The organism is Williamsia serinedens, assembly GCF_024171725.1.
Classification (GTDB): Bacteria; Actinomycetota; Actinomycetes; order Mycobacteriales; family Mycobacteriaceae; genus Williamsia_A; species Williamsia_A serinedens.
The window spans coordinates 53740-75537 of sequence record NZ_JAMTCG010000007.1 but is presented as its reverse complement, the minus strand read 5'-3'; the positions used below and the strand labels follow the sequence as shown (position 1 = coordinate 75537).

The window sequence follows — 21798 nt, the reverse complement described above, 5'->3', positions numbered from 1 at the left end:
GTGAGCACCACCGACGGGACCACCACCCGCGAGCAGTTCGTCGACCTCGCGCGCGACCACCGCGTCGTGCCGGTGACCCGCAAGGTCGTCGCCGACTCGGAGACGCCGCTGTCGGCCTACCGCAAGCTCGCCGGTGACCGCCCCGGCACGTTCCTGCTGGAGTCGGCGGAGAACGGCCGGTCGTGGTCGCGGTGGTCGTTCATCGGTGCCGGGGCGCCCGCCGCGCTGACCGTCGTCGAGGGGGAGGCGCACTGGTGGGGGACCGTGCCCGACGGCGCACCCCGTGACGGTGACCCGCTCGCCGCGCTCGCCGAGTCGCTGCGACTGCTCGCCACCGACCGCCTGCCGGGTATGCCGCCGCTGACCGGCGGGTTCGTCGGGTACCTGGCCTATGACGCGGTCCGTCGGCTCGAACGTCTGCCCGACACCTGCGTCGACGACCTGCACCTGCCCGAGATGATGATGTTGCTCGCGGCCGATCTCGCGGCGGTCGACCACCACGAGGGTTCGATCACCCTCATCGCCAACGCGATCAACTGGGACGGCACCGACGAACGCGTCGACGAGGCCTACGACGACGCGGTCGCGCGTCTGGACCGGATGACCGCCGCGCTCGCGGCCCCCGCGCCGTCCACCGTGTCGACCTACCACCGGCCCGACCCGGAGTACCGCGCGCAGCGCACCCGCGACGAGTACGCCACCGTCGTCACCTCGCTCGTCGGCGAGATCGAGGCCGGTGAGGCGTTCCAGGTGGTGCCGTCGATGCGCTTCGAGATGACCACCGACGCCGACCCCGTCGATGTGTACCGGGTGCTGCGGTCGTCGAACCCCAGCCCGTACATGTACCTGCTGCGGATGCCCGGGATGGGACGTGAGCCGTTCACGATCGTCGGGTCGTCGCCGGAGGCGCTGGTCACCGTGTCGCAGGGCACCGCGACCACGCACCCGATCGCGGGCACCCGCTGGCGCGGTGCGACCGAGGACGAGGACCACCTGTTGGCCAAGGACCTCCTCGCCGACGAGAAGGAGAACGCCGAGCACCTCATGCTCGTCGACCTCGGACGCAACGACCTCGGGCGCGTGTGCGAACCGGGCAGCGTCGCGGTGCACGACTACCGGCACATCGAGCGGTACAGCCACGTCATGCACCTGGTGTCGACGGTGACCGGTCGTCTGCGCGACGAGGCCACCGCGTTGGACGCGGTCGCCGCGTGTTTCCCGGCCGGCACGCTCACCGGCGCCCCGAAGGTGCGGGCGATGGAGCTCATCGACGAGCACGAGATCACCCGACGCGGCCTCTACGGCGGCGTGGTGGGATACCTCGACTTCGCCGGCGACGCCGACACGGCCATCGCGATCCGCACCGCCGTCATGTCCGGCGACACCGCCTACGTCCAGGCGGGCGGGGGAGTCGTCGCCGACAGCGACGCCGACTACGAGTACAACGAGGCCCGCAACAAGGCCCGGACGGTCCTCACCGCCATCGCGGCGGCGGAGACGATGACCCCGGCCGTCGCCTCGGGAACGGCAGGAGTCCACCCATGACCGACGCCGCGGCCGACGCCGCCCTGATCCGCCGCCGCAACGTCCGGACCGCCGCCGTCCTCCTGGTGCTCGCCGCGGCCGCGCTGTGGGGGGCGTCGCGACTGCCCTGGGCGACGCTCACCGCGCAGGACGGTCTGAGCCCGGCCCGCGACTTCACCGTGCACGGCTCGGACTGGAGTCCCTGGCTCACCCCGGTCGCCATCGTGCTGGTCGCGGCGGTCGCGGCCACCGTCGCGCTGAAGGGGTGGGCGCTGCGTCTCACCGCCCTCGTCGTCGCGGTGATCGGGATCGTCTCGGTGCTGCCGGTGATCTCCCTGCTCACCGGCGACGACCCGGGTGCGTACGCGGCCCGGTCCATCGACCTGGCCGGGCGCTACCAGGTCGCCTCGGTGGACACCCGGCCGTGGGTGGCGATCGTGGTCGTCCTCGGTGCGGTGCTCGCGGTGTCCGCCGCGACGGTCCTGCTGCGGGTGGCGCGCGGCGCCACGTCGATGTCGTCGCGGTACCGGTCACCGGCCGCCCGCCGCGCCGAACTGGAGGAGACCGTGTTCGCGGAGCGTGCCGCGGCGGAACGACAGGTCCCGTCCGCGACCACGACGGGCGACGCCCCCGACGGCCCGTCGGAGCAGGTCACCGAACGCATGCTGTGGGATGCCCTCGACACCGGTGCCGACCCCACCGATCCGTCCACGACCAGGCCCGCCGCCCCGGACGGGCGACCGGACGACGATCCGCCGCGCGACGCGACGGCGCGGTGACGGCTCACGCGTGACACACCGACCCCGGGACGGGTGGGTCCCCGCCGCCCGGCTACCCTGGATCCACATCACAGGTCACACCGAGACGGTGTCGCCGATCGATCTCGAGACGCCGGAAGGGGACCGCGCATGAGTTCGCCCACCGTCCTCGACTCGATCATCGACGGCGTCCGCGCCGACGTCGCCGCCCGGGAGGCCGTGCTCGACTTCGCGGCCGTCAAGGCGGCCGCAACGAAGGCGGCGGACCCGATCGACGCGACCGCCGCGCTGCGGGAGCCCGGGATCGCCGTCATCGCCGAGTGCAAGCGGTCGAGCCCGTCGAAGGGCCCGCTCGCCGACATCCCGGATCCCGCCGAACTCGCCCGCGCCTACGAGGCGGGCGGCGCCCGGATCATCAGCGTGCTCACCGAGGAGCGCCGGTTCGGCGGCTCCCTGGCCGATCTCGACGCGGTCCGCGCGGCCGTCGGGATCCCCGTGCTGCGCAAGGACTTCATCATCGGGCCGTACCAGATCCACGAGGCCCGGGCCCACGGCGCGGACGTCGTGCTCCTCATCGTCGCCGCGCTCGAGCAGAACGTGCTCGCCTCCCTGCTCGACCGCACCGAGTCGCTGGGCATGACGGCCCTCGTCGAGGTCCACACCGAGGCCGAGGCCGACCGTGCGCTGTCGGCGGGCGCGACCGTCGTGGGCGTGAACGCGCGCAACCTCAAGACCCTCGAGGTCGACCGCGACGTGTTCGCCCGCATCGCCCCCGGCCTGCCGACCGAGACCATCCGCGTCGCCGAGAGCGGCGTCAACGGCACCGCCGACCTGCTCGCCTACGCGGGGGCCGGGGCCGACGCCGTCCTGGTCGGCGAGGCGCTGGTCACGCGCGGCGACCCGCGTGCCGCCGTCGCGGAGCTGGTCACCGCCGGCACCCACCCGTCCTGCCCCAAGCCGGTCCGGTGATCCGATGACCACGCACGATCGGTCACCCTTCGACACCGAGTTCCCCACCGCCAGTGCGGGACTGGCCCAGCGAACCTCGTCCGACCCCGACGCCCGTGGCTATTTCGGGTCCTACGGCGGACGGCATGTGCCCGAGGCGCTCATGGCGGTCATCGACGAGGTGACGACGAGCTACGAGAAGGCCCGTGTCGACGACGACTTCCTCGCCGAACTCGACCGCCTGCAGCGGGACTACAGCGGTCGCCCGTCGCCGCTGTTCGAGGCGACCCGACTGCGCGAGCACGCCGGCGGCGCCCGTGTCTTCCTGAAGCGGGAGGACCTGAACCACACCGGCTCGCACAAGATCAACAACGTGCTCGGGCAGGCGATGCTGGCCCGGCGGATGGGCAAGACCCGCGTCATCGCCGAGACCGGCGCCGGACAGCACGGCGTCGCCACCGCGACCGCCTGCGCGCTCTTCGGCCTCGAGTGCATCGTCTACATGGGTCGCGTCGACACCGAGCGGCAGGCGCTCAACGTCGCCCGCATGCGGCTGCTCGGTGCCGAGGTCGTCGCCGTCGAGGCCGGTTCGGCGACGCTGAAGGACGCCATCAACGAGGCGATGCGCGACTGGGTCACCAACGCGCACAACACCTACTACTGCTTCGGCACCGCGGCCGGTCCGCACCCGTTCCCGCTGATGGTGCGCGATCTGCAGCGCATCGTCGGGCTCGAGGCGCGCGCGCAGATGCTGTCGTCGCTGGGACGTCTGCCCGACGCGGTGACGGCGTGCGTCGGCGGCGGCTCGAACGCGATCGGCATCTTCCACCCGTTCATCGAGGACGCGGGCGTGCGGCTCGTCGGCTTCGAGGCCGCGGGCGACGGTGTCGAGTCGGGTCGGCACGCCGCGACGTTCTCGGGCGGGACGCCGGGTGCGTTCCAGGGCGCCTACTCCTACCTGCTGCAGGACGACGACGGTCAGACGATCGAGTCGCACTCCATCTCCGCCGGGCTGGACTACCCGGGTGTCGGACCGGAGCACGCGCACCTGCTCGAGACGGGTCGGGCCGAGTACCGCCCGGTCACCGACGTCGAGGCGATGGACGCGCTGTCGCTGCTGAGTCGCACCGAGGGCATCATCCCCGCGATCGAGTCGGCCCATGCCGTCGCGGGTGCGCTGACGCTGGGTCGCGAACTGGGCGACGGGGCCGCGATCCTGGTGAACCTGTCCGGGCGCGGTGACAAGGACGTCGACACCGCCGCGCGGTGGTTCGGCCTGTTCGACGCGCCGGACGCCGCGTCGTGAGCGATCGGCTCGCCGACGTCTTCGCGCGGTGCCGCTCCGAGGGCCGCGCCGCCCTGATCGGATACCTGCCCGTCGGCTTCCCCGACCCCGCACGCTCACGGGAGCTGCTGCGTGTCCTCGTCGAATCCGGCTGCGACATCGTCGAACTCGGCATCCCCTACTCCGACCCGGTCATGGACGGACCCACCATCCAGGCCGCGGCCGACACCGCGCTCGCCGCCGGTGCGCGTGTTCGTGACGTGTTCGCCGCCGCCGAGGTCGTCGCCGACGCGGGGGGCTCACCGGTGGTCATGTCCTACTGGAACCCGGTGCTGCGCTACGGCATCGACGCGTTCGCGCGGGACCTGGCCGCGGCGGGTGGCCAGGGGATCATCACGCCGAACCTCATCCCCGACGAGGCCGACGAGTGGGTCGTCGCGTCCGACGCCCACGGTCTCGACCGCATCTTCCTCGTCGCTCCGTCCTCGACCGAGGAACGTCTCGCGATGACCGTCGAGGCCAGCTCCGGGTTCGTGTACGCGGCCTCCACGATGGGTGTCACGGGTGCCCGCGACGCCGTCTCCGACGCGGCCCCCGAGTTGTGCGGCCGGATCCGTGAACACTCCGACATCCCGATCGGGGTCGGCCTGGGCGTGCGCAGCGGTGCGCAGGCCGCGGAGATCGCCGCCTACGCCGACGGCGTCATCGTCGGGTCCGCGCTCGTCACTGCCGCCGACGAGGGTGACGCCGCGCTTGCCGCGATCGTCGGCGAACTGGCCGACGGCGTCCGCGCCGCGGGTGTGCGCCGGTGACCGCATCGACCACGGTGCTCGCGTACATCCCGAGCCCCCCGCAGGGTGTCTGGTACCTCGGCGACTTCCCGCTGCGCGCCTACGCGCTGTGCATCATCGTCGGGATCGTCGTCGCCGTGTTCTGGGGCAACCGCCGGTGGGTCGCCCGGGGTGGCGGCGAGGGCGAGGTCCTCGACGTGGCGATCTGGGCGGTGCCGTTCGGTCTGGTCGGCGGTCGGCTCTACCACCTCGCGACGGACTGGCGGACCTACTTCGGCGACGGCCCGAAGACACCGATCGACGCGCTGAAGATCTGGGACGGTGGGCTCGGCATCTGGGGCGCGGTGCTCCTGGGAGCGGTCGGTGCCTGGATCGGCACCCGACGCGCCGGGATCTCCCTGCCGGCCTTCGGCGACGCGATCGCCCCGCCGATCCTGCTGGCACAGGCCATCGGTCGGCTCGGCAACTACTTCAACCAGGAGCTCTACGGGGGGCACACGTCGCTGCCGTGGGGCCTGGAGATCTACGAACGCGTCGACGCCAACGGCAACGTCGGGCCGGGCCTCATCGACGGCCGCTCCACCGGCACCGTCGTCGACGTCGTGCAGCCGACGTTCCTCTACGAGCTGCTCTGGAACGTCCTCGTGGTGATCGTGCTCGTCGTCCTCGACCGACGACTGCGCATCGGTCACGGCCGCCTGTTCGCCGGCTACGTCGCCGGGTACTGCCTGGGACGCTTCGTCATCGAACTCCTCCGGGAGGACACGGCCACACACGTGTTCGGCATCCGGATCAACGTGTTCACCGCGGCCATCGTGTTCCTGTGCGCCGTCGCCTACATCGTGCTCGCGACGAAGGGCCGTGAGACACCGGACGAGGTCTATCGCGCCGGTGCCCGTCCCGCGACCGTCGACGATCAGCATGACCACGACGCGGACCGCGACAACGCCGGCCACGACAACGCCGAGCACGACGACGCCCCGGTCGACTCCGACGACGCCGCGCCCGCCGACGAGCCCACCGACGTCGAGGGCTCCGCGTCGGACAGCACCGACGGCGGTACGGACTCGCCGGTCCACCCCGCCCGCTGACGTTCCCGCCCGACATCCGCGGCGCGACAACCCCGTTGGAGAACCGGCGGGTGGACGGCGGATGACAGCTCGGCGCGGTCGTGGTGGCGCCCCCTGGGGAGGACTAGGCTCACCGTCGTGAATCGCCGCACCAAGATCGTCTGCACGCTGGGCCCTGCGACCGACAGCGCCGAGCGCGTGCGGGAGCTCGTCGAGAGCGGGATGGACGTCGCGCGGCTGAACTTCAGCCACGGCAGCCACGCCGACCACCAGGCGATGTACGAGCGCGTGCGTGCCGCGTCGGACACCACGGGGCGGGCGGTCGGTGTGCTCGCCGACCTGCAGGGCCCCAAGATCCGGCTCGGCCGTTTCGAGCAGGGTCGCACCGAGTGGGCCACCGGCGAGCAGGTCCGCATCACCGTCGACGAGATCGAGGGCACGCACGACCGCGTGTCGACCACGTACAAGGAACTCGCCCTCGACGCGCAGCCCGGTGACCGCCTGCTCGTCGACGACGGCAAGGTCGGCCTTACGGTCACCGACGTCGACGGAAACGACGTCGTCTGCCGGGTGACCGAGGGCGGACCGGTCAGCAACAACAAGGGGGTGTCCCTGCCCGGCATGAACGTGTCCGTGCCGGCGCTGTCGGAGAAGGACATCGCCGACCTCGAGTTCGCGCTCCGGCTCGGTGTCGACCTCATCGCCCTGTCGTTCGTGCGCTCACCGTCGGACATCGAGCTCGTCCACGACGTGATGGACCGCGTCGGCCGACGCGTGCCGGTCATCGCCAAGCTCGAGAAGCCCGAGGCGATCGACAACCTCGAGGCCGTGGTGCTGGCGTTCGACGCGGTGATGGTGGCCCGCGGTGATCTCGGCGTCGAGCTGCCGCTCGAGGAGGTGCCGCTCGTGCAGAAGCGGGCCATCCAGATGGCGCGGGAGAACGCCAAGCCCGTCATCGTCGCGACCCAGATGCTCGAGTCGATGATCGAGAACTCGCGGCCGACCCGCGCGGAGGCCTCCGACGTCGCGAACGCCGTCCTCGACGGTGCCGACGCGGTGATGCTGTCGGGGGAGACCTCCGTCGGCAAGTACGTGATGGAGACCGTGCGGACGATGGCCCGCATCGTCAACGCCGTGGAGAACGGCACCCGCGACGTCCCGCCGCTCAGCCACGTCCCGCGCACCAAGCGCGGCATCATCTCCTACGCCGCTCGCGACATCGGGGAGCGACTCGACGCCAAGGCGCTCGTCGCGTTCACCCAGTCCGGCGACACGGTGCGGCGCCTGGCCCGACTGCACACCCGGCTGCCGCTGCTGGCGTTCACCCCGCTGCCCGAGGTGCGCAGCCAGTTGGCGTTGAGCTGGGGGACCGAGACGTTCCTGGTCGACTCGGTCGAGACCACCGACGCGATGATCCGTCAGGTCGACCAGTCGCTGCTGCAGATCGGTCGCCTCGTCGCGGGCGATCAGGTCGTCATCGTCGCCGGTGCCCCTCCCGGTACGGTGGGGTCCACCAACCTGATCCACGTGCACCGGATCGGGGAAGAGGATCACTAGCGGACCGACCGGGGGGCGGACGTGTGGACCTGACGATGCAGTCTGACCTGGACAAGCTGCTCGACCTGTTCGACCTGACCGATGCCGGCGACGACGTGTTCGTCGGTCGGCACCCCGAGCAGAAGACGCCGCGGACGTTCGGCGGGCAACTGCTCGCGCAGGGCGTGATCGCCGCCGGGCACACCATCACCAAGGGGTCGCCGCCCGTCCACGCGGTGCACGCACACTTCATCCGCGGTGGGGACACGTCGAAGCCGCTCGAGTACCACGTGCACCGGTCCCGCGACGCGCGCAGCTTCGCCAACCGCCAGGTCACCGCGATGCAGGGCGACGCCGAGATCGTCACCATGCTCGTCGCGTTCCAGGACAACGCGGCGGGTCTGGAGCACGCCGTCGAGATCCCCGAGGTGCCCTACCCGGAGCATCTGCCGCCGCTCGGCGAGCACTTCAAGGGCTACGAGGACCGCATCGCGGCGTTCGTCGACGCCATCCACCCGGTCGACATCCGCTTCGCCAACGACCCGACGTGGAAGGCGCGCGAGACCGGTGAGCGGATCGAGAAGAACCGGGTGTGGATGCGCGCCGACGGCACCCTGCCCGACGACCCGCTGATGCACGTCGCGACCATGTGTTACGCCTCGGACACGACCGTGCTCGACTCCGTCATCAGCACCCACGGGTTGTCGTGGGGGATCGACCGACTGTTCGCGGCGACCGTCAACCACTCGATGTGGTTCCACCGCGAGTTCCGGTTCGACGACTGGATGCTCTACGCGACCGAGTCGCCGGTCGCGGCCGGGTCCCGGGGCCTCGCGTCGGGTCGGTTCTTCACCCGTGACGGCGTCCTGGCGACGACGGTCGCGCAGGAGGCGTTGATCAAGGTCTTCCCGACCCGCGACTGATCCGGCGTCCCGCGCGGCTGTTGTCGTAGGCGGCCGCGCGCACCCGGGCGAGCGGGCGCGGCGCCATGGTCACGCCCGGTGGGAGGTTCCGCACGGGGTCCATGTCGACGTCGGCCACGGTCCGCGTGTCCGTGTCCACACGGGCGAACGGTCGGAACGACGATCCCCCGCGCGCGTGGGACAGGACGATGTGGACCGGCCCGTCGGGGAGATCCGCGGTCCGCGAGTCGGTGACGGTCTCCGCCCGGACCCACCACAGCGCGTCGTCACAGGCGAACGGCGTGAGGGAGGAGAACGTCGTCCGGGACCAGGTCGCGGCCGGCACCGGGACGGGCAGGCGTGTGGTCCACCGGGTCGACGAGGCCAGCAACAGGTCCCAGGGCGCGCCGTCGGCGACCGACAACCGGATCGCGACGCCGAGGATGTCGGGGACACCGCCGGGCAGTCCGACGCCCTTCGACAGGCGCACGGTCACCGACGGGCCCGGGCGGACCGCACCGAACGCGGGTTCGACCACGTCGAGGGCGCCGGTGACGGTGCGACCGGTCGGATGGAACGCCCTCGCGTGACGCAGGACGCCCGCGGCGCGGAACGGGACACCGACCAGCCCGGAGAGCAGCGGCGAGGAGTCCGAACCCATGCGGGCGGGCTTCCCGGTCCCGCACCCGGCGAAACGCCACCGCGGGGATGCGACGCACATCACCGGTTTGCGGCCCCCGCGCGCCGGATATCCCTGTCCTCGTCCCCGAGATCCATGCCGACGAGGCAGGAAGGACGTCGAGATGACCGTGTCGACCACGACCATCACCCACCAACTGCGAGCACTGCTCGCCCTCACCAACACCGAGATCCAGGTGGCCACCACCCGGATCGCGCAGGCCCGCACCGAGGCCGTGCGCACCGAACTGGGCGAGAACGCCGAGAACGCCCGGCGTCGCGCCCTCGAGATCGAGGGCGCCATCCGTGCGATCGGCGCCGCACCGGATGTGGTCCGGCCGTTGCTGGGCCGGCTCACCGCACTCGGCAAGGCGCTCGCCGAGCAGGTCGCGCCGCTCGACGAGGCGCTCCTCGGCGACCTCGCGCTCGAACACCAGCTGCTCGACCGGTCCCGTTACCTCCTCGCGCTGGCCACGGCCGCGGGCGACGACGGGGTGAAGGACCTCGCGGAGCGGCTCGTGGAGGCCCACGAGGCCACCGTCGAGTGGCTGACGACCGTCCTCGCCGAGGAGGCCATCGGCGGACCGGTCGCCCTGCGCCGCGGTCCCGGTCAGTGGGGTGCGGGCGTCGCGCTGCGCGCCGCCGCCGTTCCGGCGAACGTCGCGATGCGCACGATCGACAAGGTCGTCGAGTCGGTCCGGCGCGCGCCGGACACCGCCGCGGCGGTCGTCGAGGAGGGCCAGAAGGAGGCGCAGAAGGTCCGTGACGAGGTGGCCGGTGAGGACGTCGACGTCGACACCCTCCCGATCGCCGACTACGACGCGAAGACGGTCACCGACATCGTGGCGCGCATCAAGGAGATCGACGACCCGTCCGACATCCGGACCGTCGTCGCCTACGAAGAGACCCACCGCAACCGCAGTGGCATCGTCTCGGCCGCGCAGACGCGGCTCGCGGGCATCGCGCAGGACATCGTCGGCATCGAGAACTGACGCCGACACACGACGGCGCCGACGCGATCATCGCGTCGACGCCGTTCTCGTCTCGGGGCGCGGTGGGTCAGCCGGCCCCGTTCTCCGCGAGCAGGGCCAGACGGTGCAGGCATTCACGCAGTCGGGGCGCCATCGCGATCCGCTGCACCTCGTCCGGCGCCCACGCGAAGGGCGGGGTCTCGGCGTGCTCGTCCATCACCAGGCGGGACCCCCCGTCGGTCTTCTCGACGGTGAGGGCGATCCGCGCGCTGCCGAAAGGCCATGCGTGCGCGGACAACTCGAGATGGCCGGCGCTGGACTCGAGTGACCGGGTCTCGTCGTCGAGCAGCACGGGCCACGCTCCGACCGAGTGGTGGATGCGTGCGCCGGCGCGGGGCCACTCGGGGTCGACGTCACGGATGCGTGACGTGCCGACCACCCAGGAGGAGTAGAGCCATCCGTTCGACAGCACCGACCACACCTGGGCGGGCGTCGCGGAGGTCTCGTAGGTCACTGCGGGCATGGTGGCACCTTCCTGTGGTCGGGGGTCGATGGTGGATGGATCAGGTGGAGAAGCGTCGGACCAGCGATCGGGTCAGGCGTCGTCGTGGTGCGCCGCGCAGGCCGTCGGCCCGCAGCGCCGCCAGGGCGGCGTTGTTGCCGCAGGCACCGTGCACGCCGCCGCCCGGATGCGCCGACGCACTCGCGAGGTAGAGCCGTTCGATCGGCGTCTCCGGCCGACCGAGGCCGGCGGTGGGACGGAACACCAGCTGCTGGTGCAGTTGCGAGGTGCCGCCGTTCACCGCGCCGCCCTCGAGGTTGTCGTCGGACGCGGCGAGCTCGGCCGGTGTCTGCACGTGACGCCCGACCACCGCGTCGAGGAAGCCCGGAGCGTGTGCCTCGATGGTCTCGTCGACCCGTGCGGCCAGCGACAGGGCGGAGTCGTCGTCGACCACCCCACGTGGCAGATGCGTGTAGGCCCAGGCACTCTCGGTCCCCGCCGGTGAGCGGGTCGGATCCGCCGTCGTCATCTGGCCCATCAGCAGGAAGGGGTGTCGCGGGACCTCGCCGGTGGTCAGGTCGGCCATCCAGCGGACCATCTCGTGCTGGTCGGCGCCGAGGTGGACGGTTCCGGCCCCGGCCAACGACGCACTGCGCCAGGGGATCGCGCTGCCGACGGCGTAGTCGATCTTGACCACCGGCATGTCCCACTCGAAGTGGTCGAGGTCGGCCGCGATCCGTGCGGGCACGACGGCCGGGTCGAGCAGGCGCCGGTACAGCGCGGGCGCGGACACGTCGGCGAGCACCGCGCGGCGCGCCGACCGGTGCCGGCCGTCGCGGGTCATCACCCCGGTCGCCCGCGTGCCGCTCGTCGTGATCCTCTCGACCGGGGCCGACGTCACGATCTCGACGCCCGCCGCACGTGCCCGGGCCACCAGGGCGTCGGTGAGTCCGCCGGACCCGCCCTCGGGCACCGGGAACCCGCCGTCCTGCGCGAGCATCGTCAGCAGCAGTCCCATCAGACCGCTGCCCGGTGCGTCGAGCGGGATGTCGGCGTGCATCGCGTTGCCCAGGAACAGGATCCGCGCGTGGTCGCTGTGGAACAGCTCCGACACCATCCGCGCAGCCGGCAGGATGAGGAACCGGGCGAGGCGGAGCAGGTCGGCGGCGTCGAGCGCGCGCAGCAGCTGAACCGGTCCACGCACCGGCGGGAACGGACGGAACAGGGTGTCCAGCAGAGCCGGCCCGATCGTCTGCCACCGCTCGACCAGTTCGATCCACGTGCGGCCGTCACGGGGATCGTGCGCGGCCAGTCCGGCGGCGGTCGCCGCCGGGTCACGCAGGACGACGGCTGCGTCGGTGTCGTCGGGGGAGAGCGGGTGGCCGTACACGGTGGGGGCGTGGCGCCACCGCAACCCGTGCGACTCCAGGTCCAGGCCGGCGAAGGCGGGCGAGGCCACCACGAGCGGATAGAACGCGCTGTAGAGGTCGGTGACGTATCCCGGTGTGAGCTCGGCGCTGCGTACCGCCCCGCCCGGGGTGTCCTGGCCCTCGAGGAGGGTCACATCCCACCCGGCGTCGGCGAGGCGGATGGCCGCCACCAGGCCGTTGTGTCCCGCACCGATCACCACGGCGTCGGAGACGGTGCCGGATCGAGGTCGTGGTGTCGTCGTCATCGCGGCAGGGTCTACCCCTCGCGTCCTCGGGGTAAACGCCGGGACCGGCGTCATGATTGGAACCGCTCCCGGCGGGGTACACGCATCGCGTGCTGGATGTCATGAGGTCGAGGTCGTCGCAGAGAGCGGTCCTCCCGGCGCTGCGCACCCTTGCCTCCGCCGGTCCGGCGGTCGTGACCGGCGCCGGTTCCGGGATCGGGCGCGCGATCGCCGTCGCCGCGGCGGACGCGGGGTTCGACGTCGCGCTCGTCGACATCGACGACGAGCGTCTCGCCGTCACCGCGGCCCGGTGTCGTGACCGGGGCGGCCGGGTCGTCGTCGACCGTCTGGACGTCGCCGACCGACCCGCCGTACTGGCCCACGCCGAGCGGGTCGAGGCCGACCTGGGCGCACCGGCGCTCGCCGCCACCGCGGCCGGGACCACGATGGTCGCCCTGGTCGAGAACGAGGACGACGACGCCGCGCGTCGAGTGCTGGCGGTCAACTGGTACGGGGTCGAGGCGTATCTGCCGCGGATGGAGAGACGAGGTCGCGGGTCGCTGGTCACGATCGGCAGCGCGTTCGGTCTCCGCGCGTCGCCGCTGCAGAGCGCCTACAGCGCGTCGAAGTTCGCCGTGCGCGGGTACACCGAGGCGCTGCAGACCGAGCTGATCCGGCGGTCCTCACCCGTGCGCGTGCACTGTGTCCATCCCGGTGCGGTCCGTACCGCGATCGCCGACGACGCGGTCTACACCGACGACGCGGTCCGGCGACGGACCACGCTCGTCTTCGACCGTCTGCTCCCCGCCACCTCGCCGTCGTCGGCAGCGGAGACCGTCCTGACCGGGGTCGCCCGCGGCCGCAGGCGCATCCTGGTGGGAGCAGATGCGCGACTGATCGACGTCGCCGCCCGCGTGACGGGCGGTCCCGGACGGCACCGACTCCTGACCGCTTGCACGCGGGCTCTCCGCCGCGCCCGCCATCCGTCACCCACCACCTGATCCCCCAGGAGGAATCATCACCGACACACTCGCACCCGCACCGTCGACCGACACCGTGGGCCTCGCTCCGCAGCTACCCGCCCCTCGCGGACCCGTCTCGCGGGCGGTCGTGACGCTGCTCGCCTCCGACGCCGACGCGATCGACCCCACCGCGACCGTCGTCGACGACGTCGCTGTGGTCGAGGCCGCCGATCCGTACGGTGACGATCTGCACCTCGCGCTCCACGTCTGCTACGAGCTGCACTACCGCGGGTTCGCGGGCGTCGACCCCGAATGGGAGTGGAGTCCCGCGCTGCTCGCGCTGCGCGCACAGCTCGAGCAGGTCTTCCGCACCGCGGTCGTCGCTGACGCCGGCGTTCCGTCGGACACCGGCGCCGCCGAGGTCGAGGCGGAGATGGACGCGCTGTCGACCGAGCCGATCGACGGCGAGGGGCCGTCCTGGTTCCTGCGCCACGAGGGGACCTGGGAGGAGATGCGGGAGATGTTCGCCCTGCGCTCGATCTACCATCTCAAGGAGGCCGATCCGCACGCCTGGGCCATCCCGCGGCTGTCGGGTCAGGCCAAGGCGTCGTTCGTCGCGGTCGAGTTCGACGAGTTCGGCGGGGGACGGGGAGACCGTGTGCACCAGCAGCTCTTCGCCGATCTCCTGCGGGCCGCCGACCTAGACACCACCTACCTGGGCTACCTCGACCGGGCACCGGCCGCGGCTCTGGTCCCGGTGAACCTGATGACGATGTTCGGCCTGCACCGCTCCTCGCGCGGCGCGACCGTCGGGCACCTCGCCGCCACCGAGATCACGTCGTCGCCGGGGTCACGACGACTGGCCGAGGCTCTGGCGCGGTTGGACGCACCGCATGCCTGTCGGGCCTTCTACCTCGAACACGTCGAGGCCGACGCCGTCCACGAGCAGGTGCTCCGCACCGACGTGGTCGGTGACCTGCTCGCTCGGGAGCCGGAGACGGCACCCGACGTCCTGTTCGGCATGCGGGCCTTCGGCGTCGTCGAGGATCGGCTCGCCGCCCACATGATGGACGCCTGGACGGCGGGGCGCCCCGCCATCGCGCTCGACTGAGCCCCGCGGGGTGTCGGCGACGACACCCCACGGGGACCGCTCAGCCCGCCCGCACCCGTCGTCGGTGACTGGTGTCGCAGAGCGGGAACGTCTTGCTGCGCTTGCACGCGCACAGCGCCACCATGAACCGGTCGGACTCGACGACCTCGCCGCTGGGCATCTCCACGCGGACCGGTCCCTCGACCATGATCGGTCCGTTGGTCACCATCCGGACGGTCCGTCGCTCGGTCACCGGGACGCCCGGATCACGGCGAGTTCCTCGGTGTCGGCGTCGGCGGGCAGCAGTCCCCGCTCCACCAGCCAGTCGCGGCGTTCACGCATGACCGGGCCGAGCGGGATCCGGGTGCGGCTGAGCACGTCTGCCGTGAGGCCGGCGTCCCGGCACGCCTCGACGGTCGTGTCGATGCCCGCGACCTCGGAGTGCACGATGAGTGCGACACCGCCCGCACCCAGCAGGTCGGGCAGCGTGCGGCACAGCGGGTCCAGGACCGACCGTCCGTCGTTCCCGGCGTCCCAGGCGGATTCGGCCGACGCGTGGTCGACGTCGTCGCGCGGGGCCGGGACGTACGGCGGGTTGCAGACCACGACGTCGAAGGGGCCGTGTTCGATCGCGTCGGTGAGGCAGCCACGACGCGCGTGCATCGCCGGGGCATGGCGGGCGGCGTTGGCCGCCGCACTGCGGACCGCGGCGGGGTTGAGATCCAGCGCCAGGACCTCCGCGGCGCGCTGCCGGGCGGCGGTGACGGCCGCGATCCCGGTGCCGCAGCACAGGTCCAGGACGCGTGCACCGGCGATCCGGTCCCCGAGGCCCCGGATGGCCTCGACGAGCAGGTACGAATCACTCTGTGGCGCATAGACGGACAGGTCGACGACGAGGTCGTCGGCATGCGGGGGTGTGGGGAGAACGGGGGCGGGCGCACCGGCCGGGGCCGGGAACGGGGACTGCAGGAGCACGGGTCACCTCGCGACGTCGATGTCGATCGGTGCCGTGGCGGTCGACACCTCATCGGTGACATACCCAGTGGGCCGACGGGTCAAACCTTGACGGACGTCAGACGGATTCGAGCACCATCCCGCGGTGCATCACCCGGTCCCCGACGACCCCCGAGTGGTCGGCGCGGTGCAGCACGCAGCGGTTGTCCCACATCACCACGTCGCCCGGCGACCACGCGTGTGCCAGGACGTTGTCGTCGCGTGTGCTGTGCTCGAGCAGGGACAGGATCGTGTCCTGCGCCTCCTCGGCGCTCAGACCCGAGATCGCCGCGCAGCGTTGCGGAGTCGAGAGGTAGAGGGCGACCCGGCCGGACCGCGGGTGCGGGGCGGCCAGGGGGTGGTCGGCGGAGGTCTCGGCGTCGTCGTCGAGCTCGAGGCCGGTGACGACATGGGTGACCGTGCGCTGGGTGAGGTCCTCGCGGACCACGTCCGGGAGGGTCTCGAACGCGCGGTACTGGTCGGCGAAGAGGGTCTGTCCGCCCTGATCCGGGACCTCGACGGCGCGCAGCGCGGTGTACGCGGGCGGATGGGCCACGTAGCTGGTGTCGGTGTGGAACTGCGATCGCGGCGGTGTGGTGCGTCCGACGTTCGAGATCACGTTCAGTTCCGGGAAGTCCGGCACCGGCGTCTCGCCCTGCGTGAACGTGGTCTCGCCGAACGCGTGCAGGAAGTCGAGGAACGCGGCGTCGTCGACGTCCTGGCCCGGGAACACCGCGACGCCGTGCTCGGCGAGCAGCCCCCGCAGGGCGTCGACGGTGTCGGGATCCAGTGCGCCGACGGTGATGTCGGTGACCCGTACGCCGAACGGGTGCATCGGGGTGGCTTTCACAGGGTGGCCCTCTCGCGGTCGAGTTCGTGCAGCACGGTGTCGAAGAGTGTGGTGACGTCGATGCCGGCGGCCGCGGCCATCACGGCGATCACGCTGCCCGCCGAGAAGGAGCAGTAGGGCCCGGCCTCGAGGAAGAACGGTGTGCCGTCCGGGTCGATGCGGAAGTCGAAGAGGCTGTAGTGCCGACACCCGAGTGCGGTGTGGGCCCGCCGCGCCGCGTCGTGCACGGCGGCGACCACGGGGTCGTCGTCGGGGACGATCCAGGCGCGGTCGGCGGTTTTCGCCACCAGGAACAGGTCGCCGTCGTCACCGCGCGACAGTTTGTCCTGCGGTGTGCGGATCGGCGCGGTGTCCGCGTCGACCGCGTACTCCTCGAGGGGGAGGCACACGAGTTCGCCGTCGCGGACGACGATGCCGCAGCGGACCTCTCGTCCGAGCGGCACGAACTCCTCCACGAGTGCCGACGTGCCGTGTGCGAAGGCCTCGTCGAGTGCGGACGGCAGTTCGGCTGTGTCGGTGACCAGCGTGACGCCCACGGAGTTGTCGGCGTCGACGGGCTTGACGACGAGCGGCGGTGCGATGTGCGGCGTGTCGCCACGGGTCACGACCTCCCCGGCGGGGACCGCGACCCCGGCGGCCGCGACGACGGCTCGCGCCTGTGCCTTGTCGGCGGCGACGGCCATGACCTCGGCGCTGTTGCCGACGACGTCGATGCCGAGCACCGCGAACAGCGACCGGTAGGCGGTCATGCCGGGACGGCAGAACATCTGGGGGACGACGGCATCGATGTCGAGCGACCGGATGTGGGCGATGGCCGCGGACACGTCGTGCTGTTCGGCGGCGGCGATCGTCGCCGGGTCGAGGTCGGTCGGGAAGGTCCACGCGCGGTCGGGGGAGACGTGCGCGATGACGTGCTCGTACCGGTCGTCACCCGCAAGAGCCTCGAGACACCCGCCGGCGTAGAGCCGCGACAGGTCGGCGAAGAACTCGTCGACGGGGGAGCCCACCAGGTGCAGCAGACGACGCGGCATGTCAGTCACCGCCGTTCTCGACCAGCTTGCCGATGTTGAGATCGATGCGCGCCCAACCCCTGCGCGCCCGCAGGTTCGCGAGCAGGAGCGACGGGATGTGGACGTGGTGGACCATGAAGAACGGCACGGGGTCGTCGGGCGTGAAGATCGCGTCGGTGCTGCGTCGGATGCTCGCCCATCGCGCCCGCCGGCCGGGTCCGGTGAGCAGGCGCCACAGTTCGTGGTAGATCCAGTGCGTCGGTCTCGACGTCGCCGTCGGCACGATGGTCGGGTGCCCGTCCTCGAGGTAGGCCGCGGCCAGTTCGGGGTGGTCGTAGAACATGGTGATGGCCGAGTGCGTCCGCGGGTTGCACTCGATCGCGTAGACCTCGCCGTCGGGTGCCTCGATGAAGTCGAACGACGCCTGCCCCGTGAGACCGGTCGGCGCGAGGAAGGTCTCGACCCACTCGCGGATGCGCGGGTGGTCGACCATCGCGTAGTTGATCTGGAACGCCGAGGACTCGCAGCACGCCCACACCTGAAGTCGTCCGTCGCGGACGGTGCCGTGGGTGCAGTACTCCGTGCCGGCGACGAACTCCTGCAGGATCCAGGGATCCTCGTCGCTGATCGAGAGGGATCGCGCGAATCGCGCGTTCTCCGCAGGGGTCTCGGCCCGCAGACGCGTGAGGTCCATGCGCCCCACCGGGTTGTAGGCGATGCGTTTGAGGATGTACTCGCGCCCCGGTCGGAAGTCGAAGTCGTCGATCTGCGCGGGGTGGGTGATCCGTGCGAAGTGCGGCACCGACAACCCCAGCTTCTCCGCACGTTCGCAGAACGCGGCCTTGTCGTCGAGCATCGCGATGGTGTCGACGTCGCCGTGCAGCACCTCGCACCGGTCGTCGAGGAGCGATCGGGCGGCGGCCTCGACGACGCTCGACGCGGGGCTCGACACCGGCACCACCACGTCGACGCGTTCCCGGTCGACGATGTCGGCGAGCGCACGGGCGTAGTCCGGCGAGCCGATCTCGGGGGTGGTGTGGAAGGCGTCGACCGCACGCGAGAACCGGTGTCCGGTCAGTCGGTACTTCGCCGACTCGACGAGGACCACACGGTGTCCCGCGGCGTGGAACGCGCGCGCCAGCGCGAGCGACTTGGTCATCTTCCCGCCCGTCACGAGCACGGTGCGGCGCCGCGGGGCCGGACGTGCCGGTGCCGGACGTCGACCGCCGACGAGGGCGGCACCGACCACGATCCCGTCGATCACCGCCGTCACCGCCGAGGCGGCGAGCACCGCCACGGTGCGCGCCGCGTTCGCCTCGCGCAGCGACGTCACGACGACCGCGTCCCCGCCCGGCGGATCAGGGTGACCCCGTCACGGATGGGCACGAGCACCTGCTCGACCCGGTCGTCGTCTGCGACCGCGGCGTTGAACGCGGCGATCGCGCGACCGTTCTCGGTGACCGGGGTGCCGTCGCGATAGGGCTGACCCTGCATCAGGGTGTTGTCGACCGCGATCACCGCATGCGGCGCCAACAGCGACGACTCGAGCAGACGATCGAGATAGCGGCCGTATCCCGCCTTGTCCGCGTCGATGAAGACGAGGTCGAAAGGCTCGATCCCGCCACGCTCGGCGTGTCCGGCGAGCTCGCGCAGGGTGTCGTCGGCGGGACCGACCAGTACGTCGATCCGGTCGGCGACACCGGCCTCGGCGAACGACTCCTGCGCGAACGCCGCCACGCGGGCGTCGATCTCGCTCGCCACCACGCGGGCGCCCGGACCGGCCGCCTGCGCCATCGCCAGCGCCGAGTACCCGGTGAACATGCCGAGCTCGAGGATCCGGCGCGCGCCCGCCATGTGGACGAGGAACTCCAGGAACCGCCCCTCGACGTGACCGGACAGCATCTCCTGTTCCAACGGCACCGTGTGCGCGTCGGCGTCCCAGTCGTGGCCCTGCGTGCGCCGGGTCAACCCGGCGAGCTCCGACGTCTCCGGCGAGGTGCACGCCGCGACGTACTCGTCGAGACCCGTTGCGAGATCGCGGGATCGACGCGCCGCCGCGAGCACGTCGTCGGCCACCCCGGCGTCGGCGAGACGATCACACAGCTCGATCAACTCCGCGGCGAGGACGGTGGTCGGTGTGACCGGCCGCGGTGCGGGGAGGGTGTGCGCGCCGGAGGGACCGTCAGGCATCGCTGCGGTCGGTGAACATGCCCGTGCCCTCGCCACCGCGCGGGAACTCGGCGCAGATCTTGCGGTGCACCTCGAGGGTGTCGACGAGCTCGCCGGTGGACACGTCGTTGAGGAACACGCAGCTGCCGATCGGGCTGGGGATGGCGGCGCGGAGGATCCCGTCGCGGGTGCGCAGGATGGAGTCCGTGGCCTCGGTCAGCAGCTCACCGGTGAAGTACGGGCTGTCCAGGGCCAGTCCGATACGGCTCATCGCGCCGAGGACCCGGTCGCGCTCCTCGGGCGTGATGTGTCCTCGCTGCTCGGCCAGCGTCGTGGAGTAGGCCATGTCGACGTTGATCGCGTGGCCGTGGAAGTACGGCGCCGGCGGCGTGAGTTCCAGTGTGGGACTCCAGGTGTGACCGAACGCGATGACGCGGTCGAGGTCGATCTCGTGCAGGTTGGGCGACTCGAGCTCGAGCATCGTCGCGATGGCCGCGTAGGTGACGCGATCGCCGATCGCCCGGATCTCGGGAGTGCCGTCGAGGTGCCCGAACCGGGTGCGCAGCAGCTCGGGTCCGTGCTCGTCGAGCAGGTCGAAGATCTCCCGGTTGCCGACCACCGAGATCTTGATGAGCTCGGCCATGCCGTTGCGGACCTGGTCCTCCGGCAGGGTCGCGAGGAAGGAGAAGTCCAGCAGCACCTGCTGCGACGCGTGGTAGGCGCCGAGACGGTTCTTGTGCTTGCCGTGGTTGACGGCGACCTTGATCGACACGCTGGCGTCGATGAGACCGATGAGGGTGGTCGGGATCCGGATGTAGGGGGTGTTGCGACGGTAGGCGGCACAGGCGAATCCGGCCACGTCCGTGCTCAACCCGCCACCGACGACCAGCACCGGCTCGGTCCGCACGAGTCCGAACGCGTCGAACGCGGTGACGATCTGCTCGAACGTCTCCAGCGACTTCGCCGTCTCGGCGATGGCCACCTCGTGCACCGTCAGGTCGATGCCGTGGTGGGCGAAGTAGGCCCGGAACCGATCGCCGTACAGGGCCGCGACCGACTCGTCGACGACCATCAGACACCGTCCGTAGGGGGTGTAGGCGTCGGCGAGATGCCGGTTCTCCGTGTCGAACACGCCGTCGACGTAGACGAGGTCGTACTCGATCCTCTCGTACCCCTCGACGTGGAACGAGGTGTCCGTCGCGGTCACGCTGGCCTGCATGTTGCTCATGGGTTCTCCTGGTCTGCTGCGATCGGCGGAGCTGCGATCGAGGTCGTGTCGGTCGTCGGGTCAGGCGGCCGCGGACGCGAGGTCACCCACGTGCGCGGGGTCGAGGGCGTCGACCTGTTCGAGGGCGTCGGCGAACGTGGTGCCGGCGGTGTTCTCGTTCGGGAAGGCGACGCAGCGGATCGAGGCGGCCGCGGCCGCGGTCACGCCGCCCACGTTGTCCTCGATCGCGACGGTGGCGTCGGCGGACTCACCGAGCTGGGCGAGCGCGTACTCGTAGACGGCCTTGTCCGGCTTGGGTGAGTCGACGGAGGTGACGTCGGTGACGATGTCGAACGACTCCGCGGTGACGTCGGGGCCGAGCGCGGAGAGCACGGCCGCCACGTTCTCCTGGGACGTCGTCGTGACGAGGCCGACCTTGATCCCGCGTTCGCGGGCGGTGCTGATGGTCTCGACGACACCGGGGCGGGCCGATGCGCCCTCCTGCAGCAGGAGAGTCCGGAAGATCTCCGACTTCGTGGCGTGGACCGCGTCGGCGTCGACCTTCTCGCCGCGCTGCCCGGCGTAGTCGGCGATGCGGTTGGCGCCGCCGTTGCTGTCCAACATCGAACGGTAGTCGTCGCGCGACCACTCCCAGTCCAGCCCGTGCGACCGGAAGGCCTCGTTGAAGGCGCGCCGCTGGATCTCCGAGGTGTCGACGAGGGTGCTGATGGAACCGAACAGGACTGCGGACACGATGTGCCTTCCGGTGGTTGTGATGCGCGCGCGAAGTGTCTGATCTCGCGTCGGGCGGGGTGCCAGTGAGAACCGGCGACTGTCGGGAATTAGTCCTCACACGTCAATGACGTTGAGAGCGCGTGGGTTTCACTCACAACACAGG

22 protein-coding genes are annotated in these 21798 nt (G+C 71.4%); 11 read left to right on the top strand and 11 right to left on the bottom strand.

What is annotated here, in order from left to right:
* The 8 genes from LX12_RS18345 to LX12_RS18310 all read left to right on the top strand — a co-directional run bounded on the left by LX12_RS18345 (nt 1) and on the right by LX12_RS18310 (nt 8835).
* On the top strand, nt 1-1545 hold the full coding sequence (locus LX12_RS18345; protein WP_253656042.1) for an anthranilate synthase component I: 1545 nt from the start codon (nt 1-3) through the stop codon (nt 1543-1545).
* Nucleotides 1542-2303, top strand: a complete 762-nt coding sequence (locus tag LX12_RS18340; protein WP_253656041.1) for a TIGR02234 family membrane protein — start codon at nt 1542-1544, stop codon at nt 2301-2303. Before LX12_RS18345 ends, LX12_RS18340 begins: the two co-directional genes overlap by 4 nt.
* A gap of 129 nt (nt 2304-2432) precedes the next feature.
* Nucleotides 2433-3251, top strand: a complete 819-nt coding sequence (gene trpC, locus LX12_RS18335; protein ID WP_253656040.1) for an indole-3-glycerol phosphate synthase TrpC — start codon at nt 2433-2435, stop codon at nt 3249-3251.
* A gap of 4 nt (nt 3252-3255) precedes the next feature.
* The gene (trpB, locus tag LX12_RS18330; protein WP_253656039.1) at nt 3256-4536 is read left to right on the top strand and encodes a tryptophan synthase subunit beta; all 1281 of its coding nucleotides are present in this window, start codon (nt 3256-3258) and stop codon (nt 4534-4536) included.
* Nucleotides 4533-5327 carry a tryptophan synthase subunit alpha gene (trpA, locus tag LX12_RS18325; protein ID WP_253656038.1) on the top strand — a complete coding sequence of 265 codons (795 nt, stop codon included), beginning with the start codon at nt 4533-4535 and terminating at the stop codon, nt 5325-5327. The genes trpB and trpA overlap by 4 nt, the downstream gene beginning before the upstream one ends.
* Nucleotides 5324-6397, top strand: coding sequence for a prolipoprotein diacylglyceryl transferase (lgt, locus tag LX12_RS18320; RefSeq protein ID WP_308214034.1), 1074 nt, complete (start codon nt 5324-5326; stop codon nt 6395-6397). Before trpA ends, lgt begins: the two co-directional genes overlap by 4 nt.
* A 117-nt stretch (nt 6398-6514) precedes the next feature.
* Nucleotides 6515-7933 carry a pyruvate kinase gene (pyk, locus tag LX12_RS18315; RefSeq protein ID WP_253656037.1) on the top strand — a complete coding sequence of 473 codons (1419 nt, stop codon included), beginning with the start codon at nt 6515-6517 and terminating at the stop codon, nt 7931-7933.
* A 35-nt stretch (nt 7934-7968) separates the two neighbouring features.
* Complete coding sequence (locus LX12_RS18310; RefSeq protein WP_253656036.1) at nt 7969-8835, top strand: acyl-CoA thioesterase; 867 nt, start codon at nt 7969-7971, stop codon at nt 8833-8835.
* Here LX12_RS18310 and LX12_RS18305 read toward each other — a convergent pair.
* Nucleotides 8810-9475 (bottom strand): hypothetical protein, encoded by a 666-nt coding sequence (locus tag LX12_RS18305; RefSeq protein WP_253656035.1) that lies wholly within the window; start codon nt 9473-9475, stop codon nt 8810-8812. The genes LX12_RS18310 and LX12_RS18305 overlap by 26 nt on opposite strands.
* A 142-nt stretch (nt 9476-9617) precedes the next feature.
* On the opposite strand from LX12_RS18305, the gene LX12_RS18300 reads away from it, so the two are divergent.
* A complete protein-coding gene (locus tag LX12_RS18300; RefSeq protein ID WP_253656034.1) occupies nt 9618-10484 on the top strand; it encodes a DUF892 family protein in 867 nt (288 codons plus the stop codon).
* Between the two features lie 67 nt (nt 10485-10551).
* Here LX12_RS18300 and LX12_RS18295 read toward each other — a convergent pair whose 3' ends face one another.
* Both LX12_RS18295 and LX12_RS18290 read right to left on the bottom strand, forming a co-directional pair.
* Nucleotides 10552-10986, bottom strand: a complete 435-nt coding sequence (locus LX12_RS18295; RefSeq protein ID WP_253656033.1) for an SRPBCC family protein — start codon at nt 10984-10986, stop codon at nt 10552-10554.
* Nucleotides 10987-11026: 40 nt separating this feature from the next.
* Nucleotides 11027-12640: a phytoene desaturase family protein gene (locus LX12_RS18290; protein ID WP_253656032.1), complete on the bottom strand. Its 1614-nt coding sequence runs from the start codon at nt 12638-12640 to the stop codon at nt 11027-11029.
* A gap of 101 nt (nt 12641-12741) precedes the next feature.
* Here LX12_RS18290 and LX12_RS18285 point away from each other — a divergent pair, with 101 nt between their 5' ends.
* Together LX12_RS18285 and LX12_RS18280 are read left to right on the top strand one after the other, a co-directional pair.
* The gene (locus LX12_RS18285; RefSeq protein WP_253656031.1) at nt 12742-13620 is read left to right on the top strand and encodes an SDR family NAD(P)-dependent oxidoreductase; all 879 of its coding nucleotides are present in this window, start codon (nt 12742-12744) and stop codon (nt 13618-13620) included.
* Between the two features lie 55 nt (nt 13621-13675).
* Nucleotides 13676-14692, top strand: coding sequence for an iron-containing redox enzyme family protein (locus tag LX12_RS18280; protein ID WP_253656030.1), 1017 nt, complete (start codon nt 13676-13678; stop codon nt 14690-14692).
* A 40-nt stretch (nt 14693-14732) separates the two neighbouring features.
* Here the strand turns inward: LX12_RS18280 and LX12_RS18275 are convergent, their stop codons facing one another.
* From LX12_RS18275 to LX12_RS18240, 8 genes are all read right to left on the bottom strand, one after another.
* A complete protein-coding gene (locus LX12_RS18275; RefSeq protein WP_301284820.1) occupies nt 14733-14900 on the bottom strand; it encodes a CDGSH iron-sulfur domain-containing protein in 168 nt (55 codons plus the stop codon).
* 20 nt (nt 14901-14920) lie between these two features.
* The gene (locus tag LX12_RS18270; protein WP_253656028.1) at nt 14921-15646 is read right to left on the bottom strand and encodes a HemK2/MTQ2 family protein methyltransferase; all 726 of its coding nucleotides are present in this window, start codon (nt 15644-15646) and stop codon (nt 14921-14923) included.
* 97 nt (nt 15647-15743) lie between these two features.
* The gene (locus LX12_RS18265; RefSeq protein WP_253656027.1) at nt 15744-16514 is read right to left on the bottom strand and encodes a TauD/TfdA dioxygenase family protein; all 771 of its coding nucleotides are present in this window, start codon (nt 16512-16514) and stop codon (nt 15744-15746) included.
* Complete coding sequence (locus LX12_RS18260) at nt 16511-17545, bottom strand: D-alanine--D-alanine ligase family protein (protein ID WP_253656026.1); 1035 nt, start codon at nt 17543-17545, stop codon at nt 16511-16513. The genes LX12_RS18265 and LX12_RS18260 overlap by 4 nt, the downstream gene beginning before the upstream one ends.
* 1 nt (nt 17546) lies before the next feature.
* The gene (locus LX12_RS18255) at nt 17547-18857 is read right to left on the bottom strand and encodes an ATP-grasp domain-containing protein (protein WP_253656025.1); all 1311 of its coding nucleotides are present in this window, start codon (nt 18855-18857) and stop codon (nt 17547-17549) included.
* The gene (locus tag LX12_RS18250; RefSeq protein ID WP_253656024.1) at nt 18854-19714 is read right to left on the bottom strand and encodes an O-methyltransferase; all 861 of its coding nucleotides are present in this window, start codon (nt 19712-19714) and stop codon (nt 18854-18856) included. The genes LX12_RS18255 and LX12_RS18250 overlap by 4 nt, the downstream gene beginning before the upstream one ends.
* Nucleotides 19707-20921, bottom strand: a complete 1215-nt coding sequence (locus LX12_RS18245; RefSeq protein WP_253656023.1) for a sedoheptulose 7-phosphate cyclase — start codon at nt 20919-20921, stop codon at nt 19707-19709. The genes LX12_RS18250 and LX12_RS18245 overlap by 8 nt, the downstream gene beginning before the upstream one ends.
* A gap of 60 nt (nt 20922-20981) precedes the next feature.
* Nucleotides 20982-21653: an HAD family hydrolase gene (locus LX12_RS18240; RefSeq protein WP_253656022.1), complete on the bottom strand. Its 672-nt coding sequence runs from the start codon at nt 21651-21653 to the stop codon at nt 20982-20984.
* Between the last annotated feature and the right edge of the window lie 145 nt (nt 21654-21798).

Coding starts and splice junctions, on each gene's coding strand:
- LX12_RS18340 (WP_253656041.1), top strand. CDS start 1,542: ATGACCGACGCCGCGGCCGACGCCGCCCTGATCCGCCGCCGCAACGTC.
- trpC (WP_253656040.1), top strand. CDS start 2,433: ATGAGTTCGCCCACCGTCCTCGACTCGATCATCGACGGCGTCCGCGCC.
- trpB (WP_253656039.1), top strand. CDS start 3,256: ATGACCACGCACGATCGGTCACCCTTCGACACCGAGTTCCCCACCGCC.
- LX12_RS18310 (WP_253656036.1), top strand. CDS start 7,969: ATGCAGTCTGACCTGGACAAGCTGCTCGACCTGTTCGACCTGACCGAT.
- LX12_RS18305 (WP_253656035.1), bottom strand. CDS start 9,475: ATGGGTTCGGACTCCTCGCCGCTGCTCTCCGGGCTGGTCGGTGTCCCG.
- LX12_RS18300 (WP_253656034.1), top strand. CDS start 9,618: ATGACCGTGTCGACCACGACCATCACCCACCAACTGCGAGCACTGCTC.
- LX12_RS18295 (WP_253656033.1), bottom strand. CDS start 10,986: ATGCCCGCAGTGACCTACGAGACCTCCGCGACGCCCGCCCAGGTGTGG.
- LX12_RS18290 (WP_253656032.1), bottom strand. CDS start 12,640: ATGACGACGACACCACGACCTCGATCCGGCACCGTCTCCGACGCCGTG.
- LX12_RS18285 (WP_253656031.1), top strand. CDS start 12,742: ATGAGGTCGAGGTCGTCGCAGAGAGCGGTCCTCCCGGCGCTGCGCACC.
- LX12_RS18275 (WP_301284820.1), bottom strand. CDS start 14,900: ATGGTGACCAACGGACCGATCATGGTCGAGGGACCGGTCCGCGTGGAG.
- LX12_RS18260 (WP_253656026.1), bottom strand. CDS start 17,545: ATGCCGCGTCGTCTGCTGCACCTGGTGGGCTCCCCCGTCGACGAGTTC.
- LX12_RS18250 (WP_253656024.1), bottom strand. CDS start 19,714: ATGCCTGACGGTCCCTCCGGCGCGCACACCCTCCCCGCACCGCGGCCG.
- LX12_RS18245 (WP_253656023.1), bottom strand. CDS start 20,921: ATGAGCAACATGCAGGCCAGCGTGACCGCGACGGACACCTCGTTCCAC.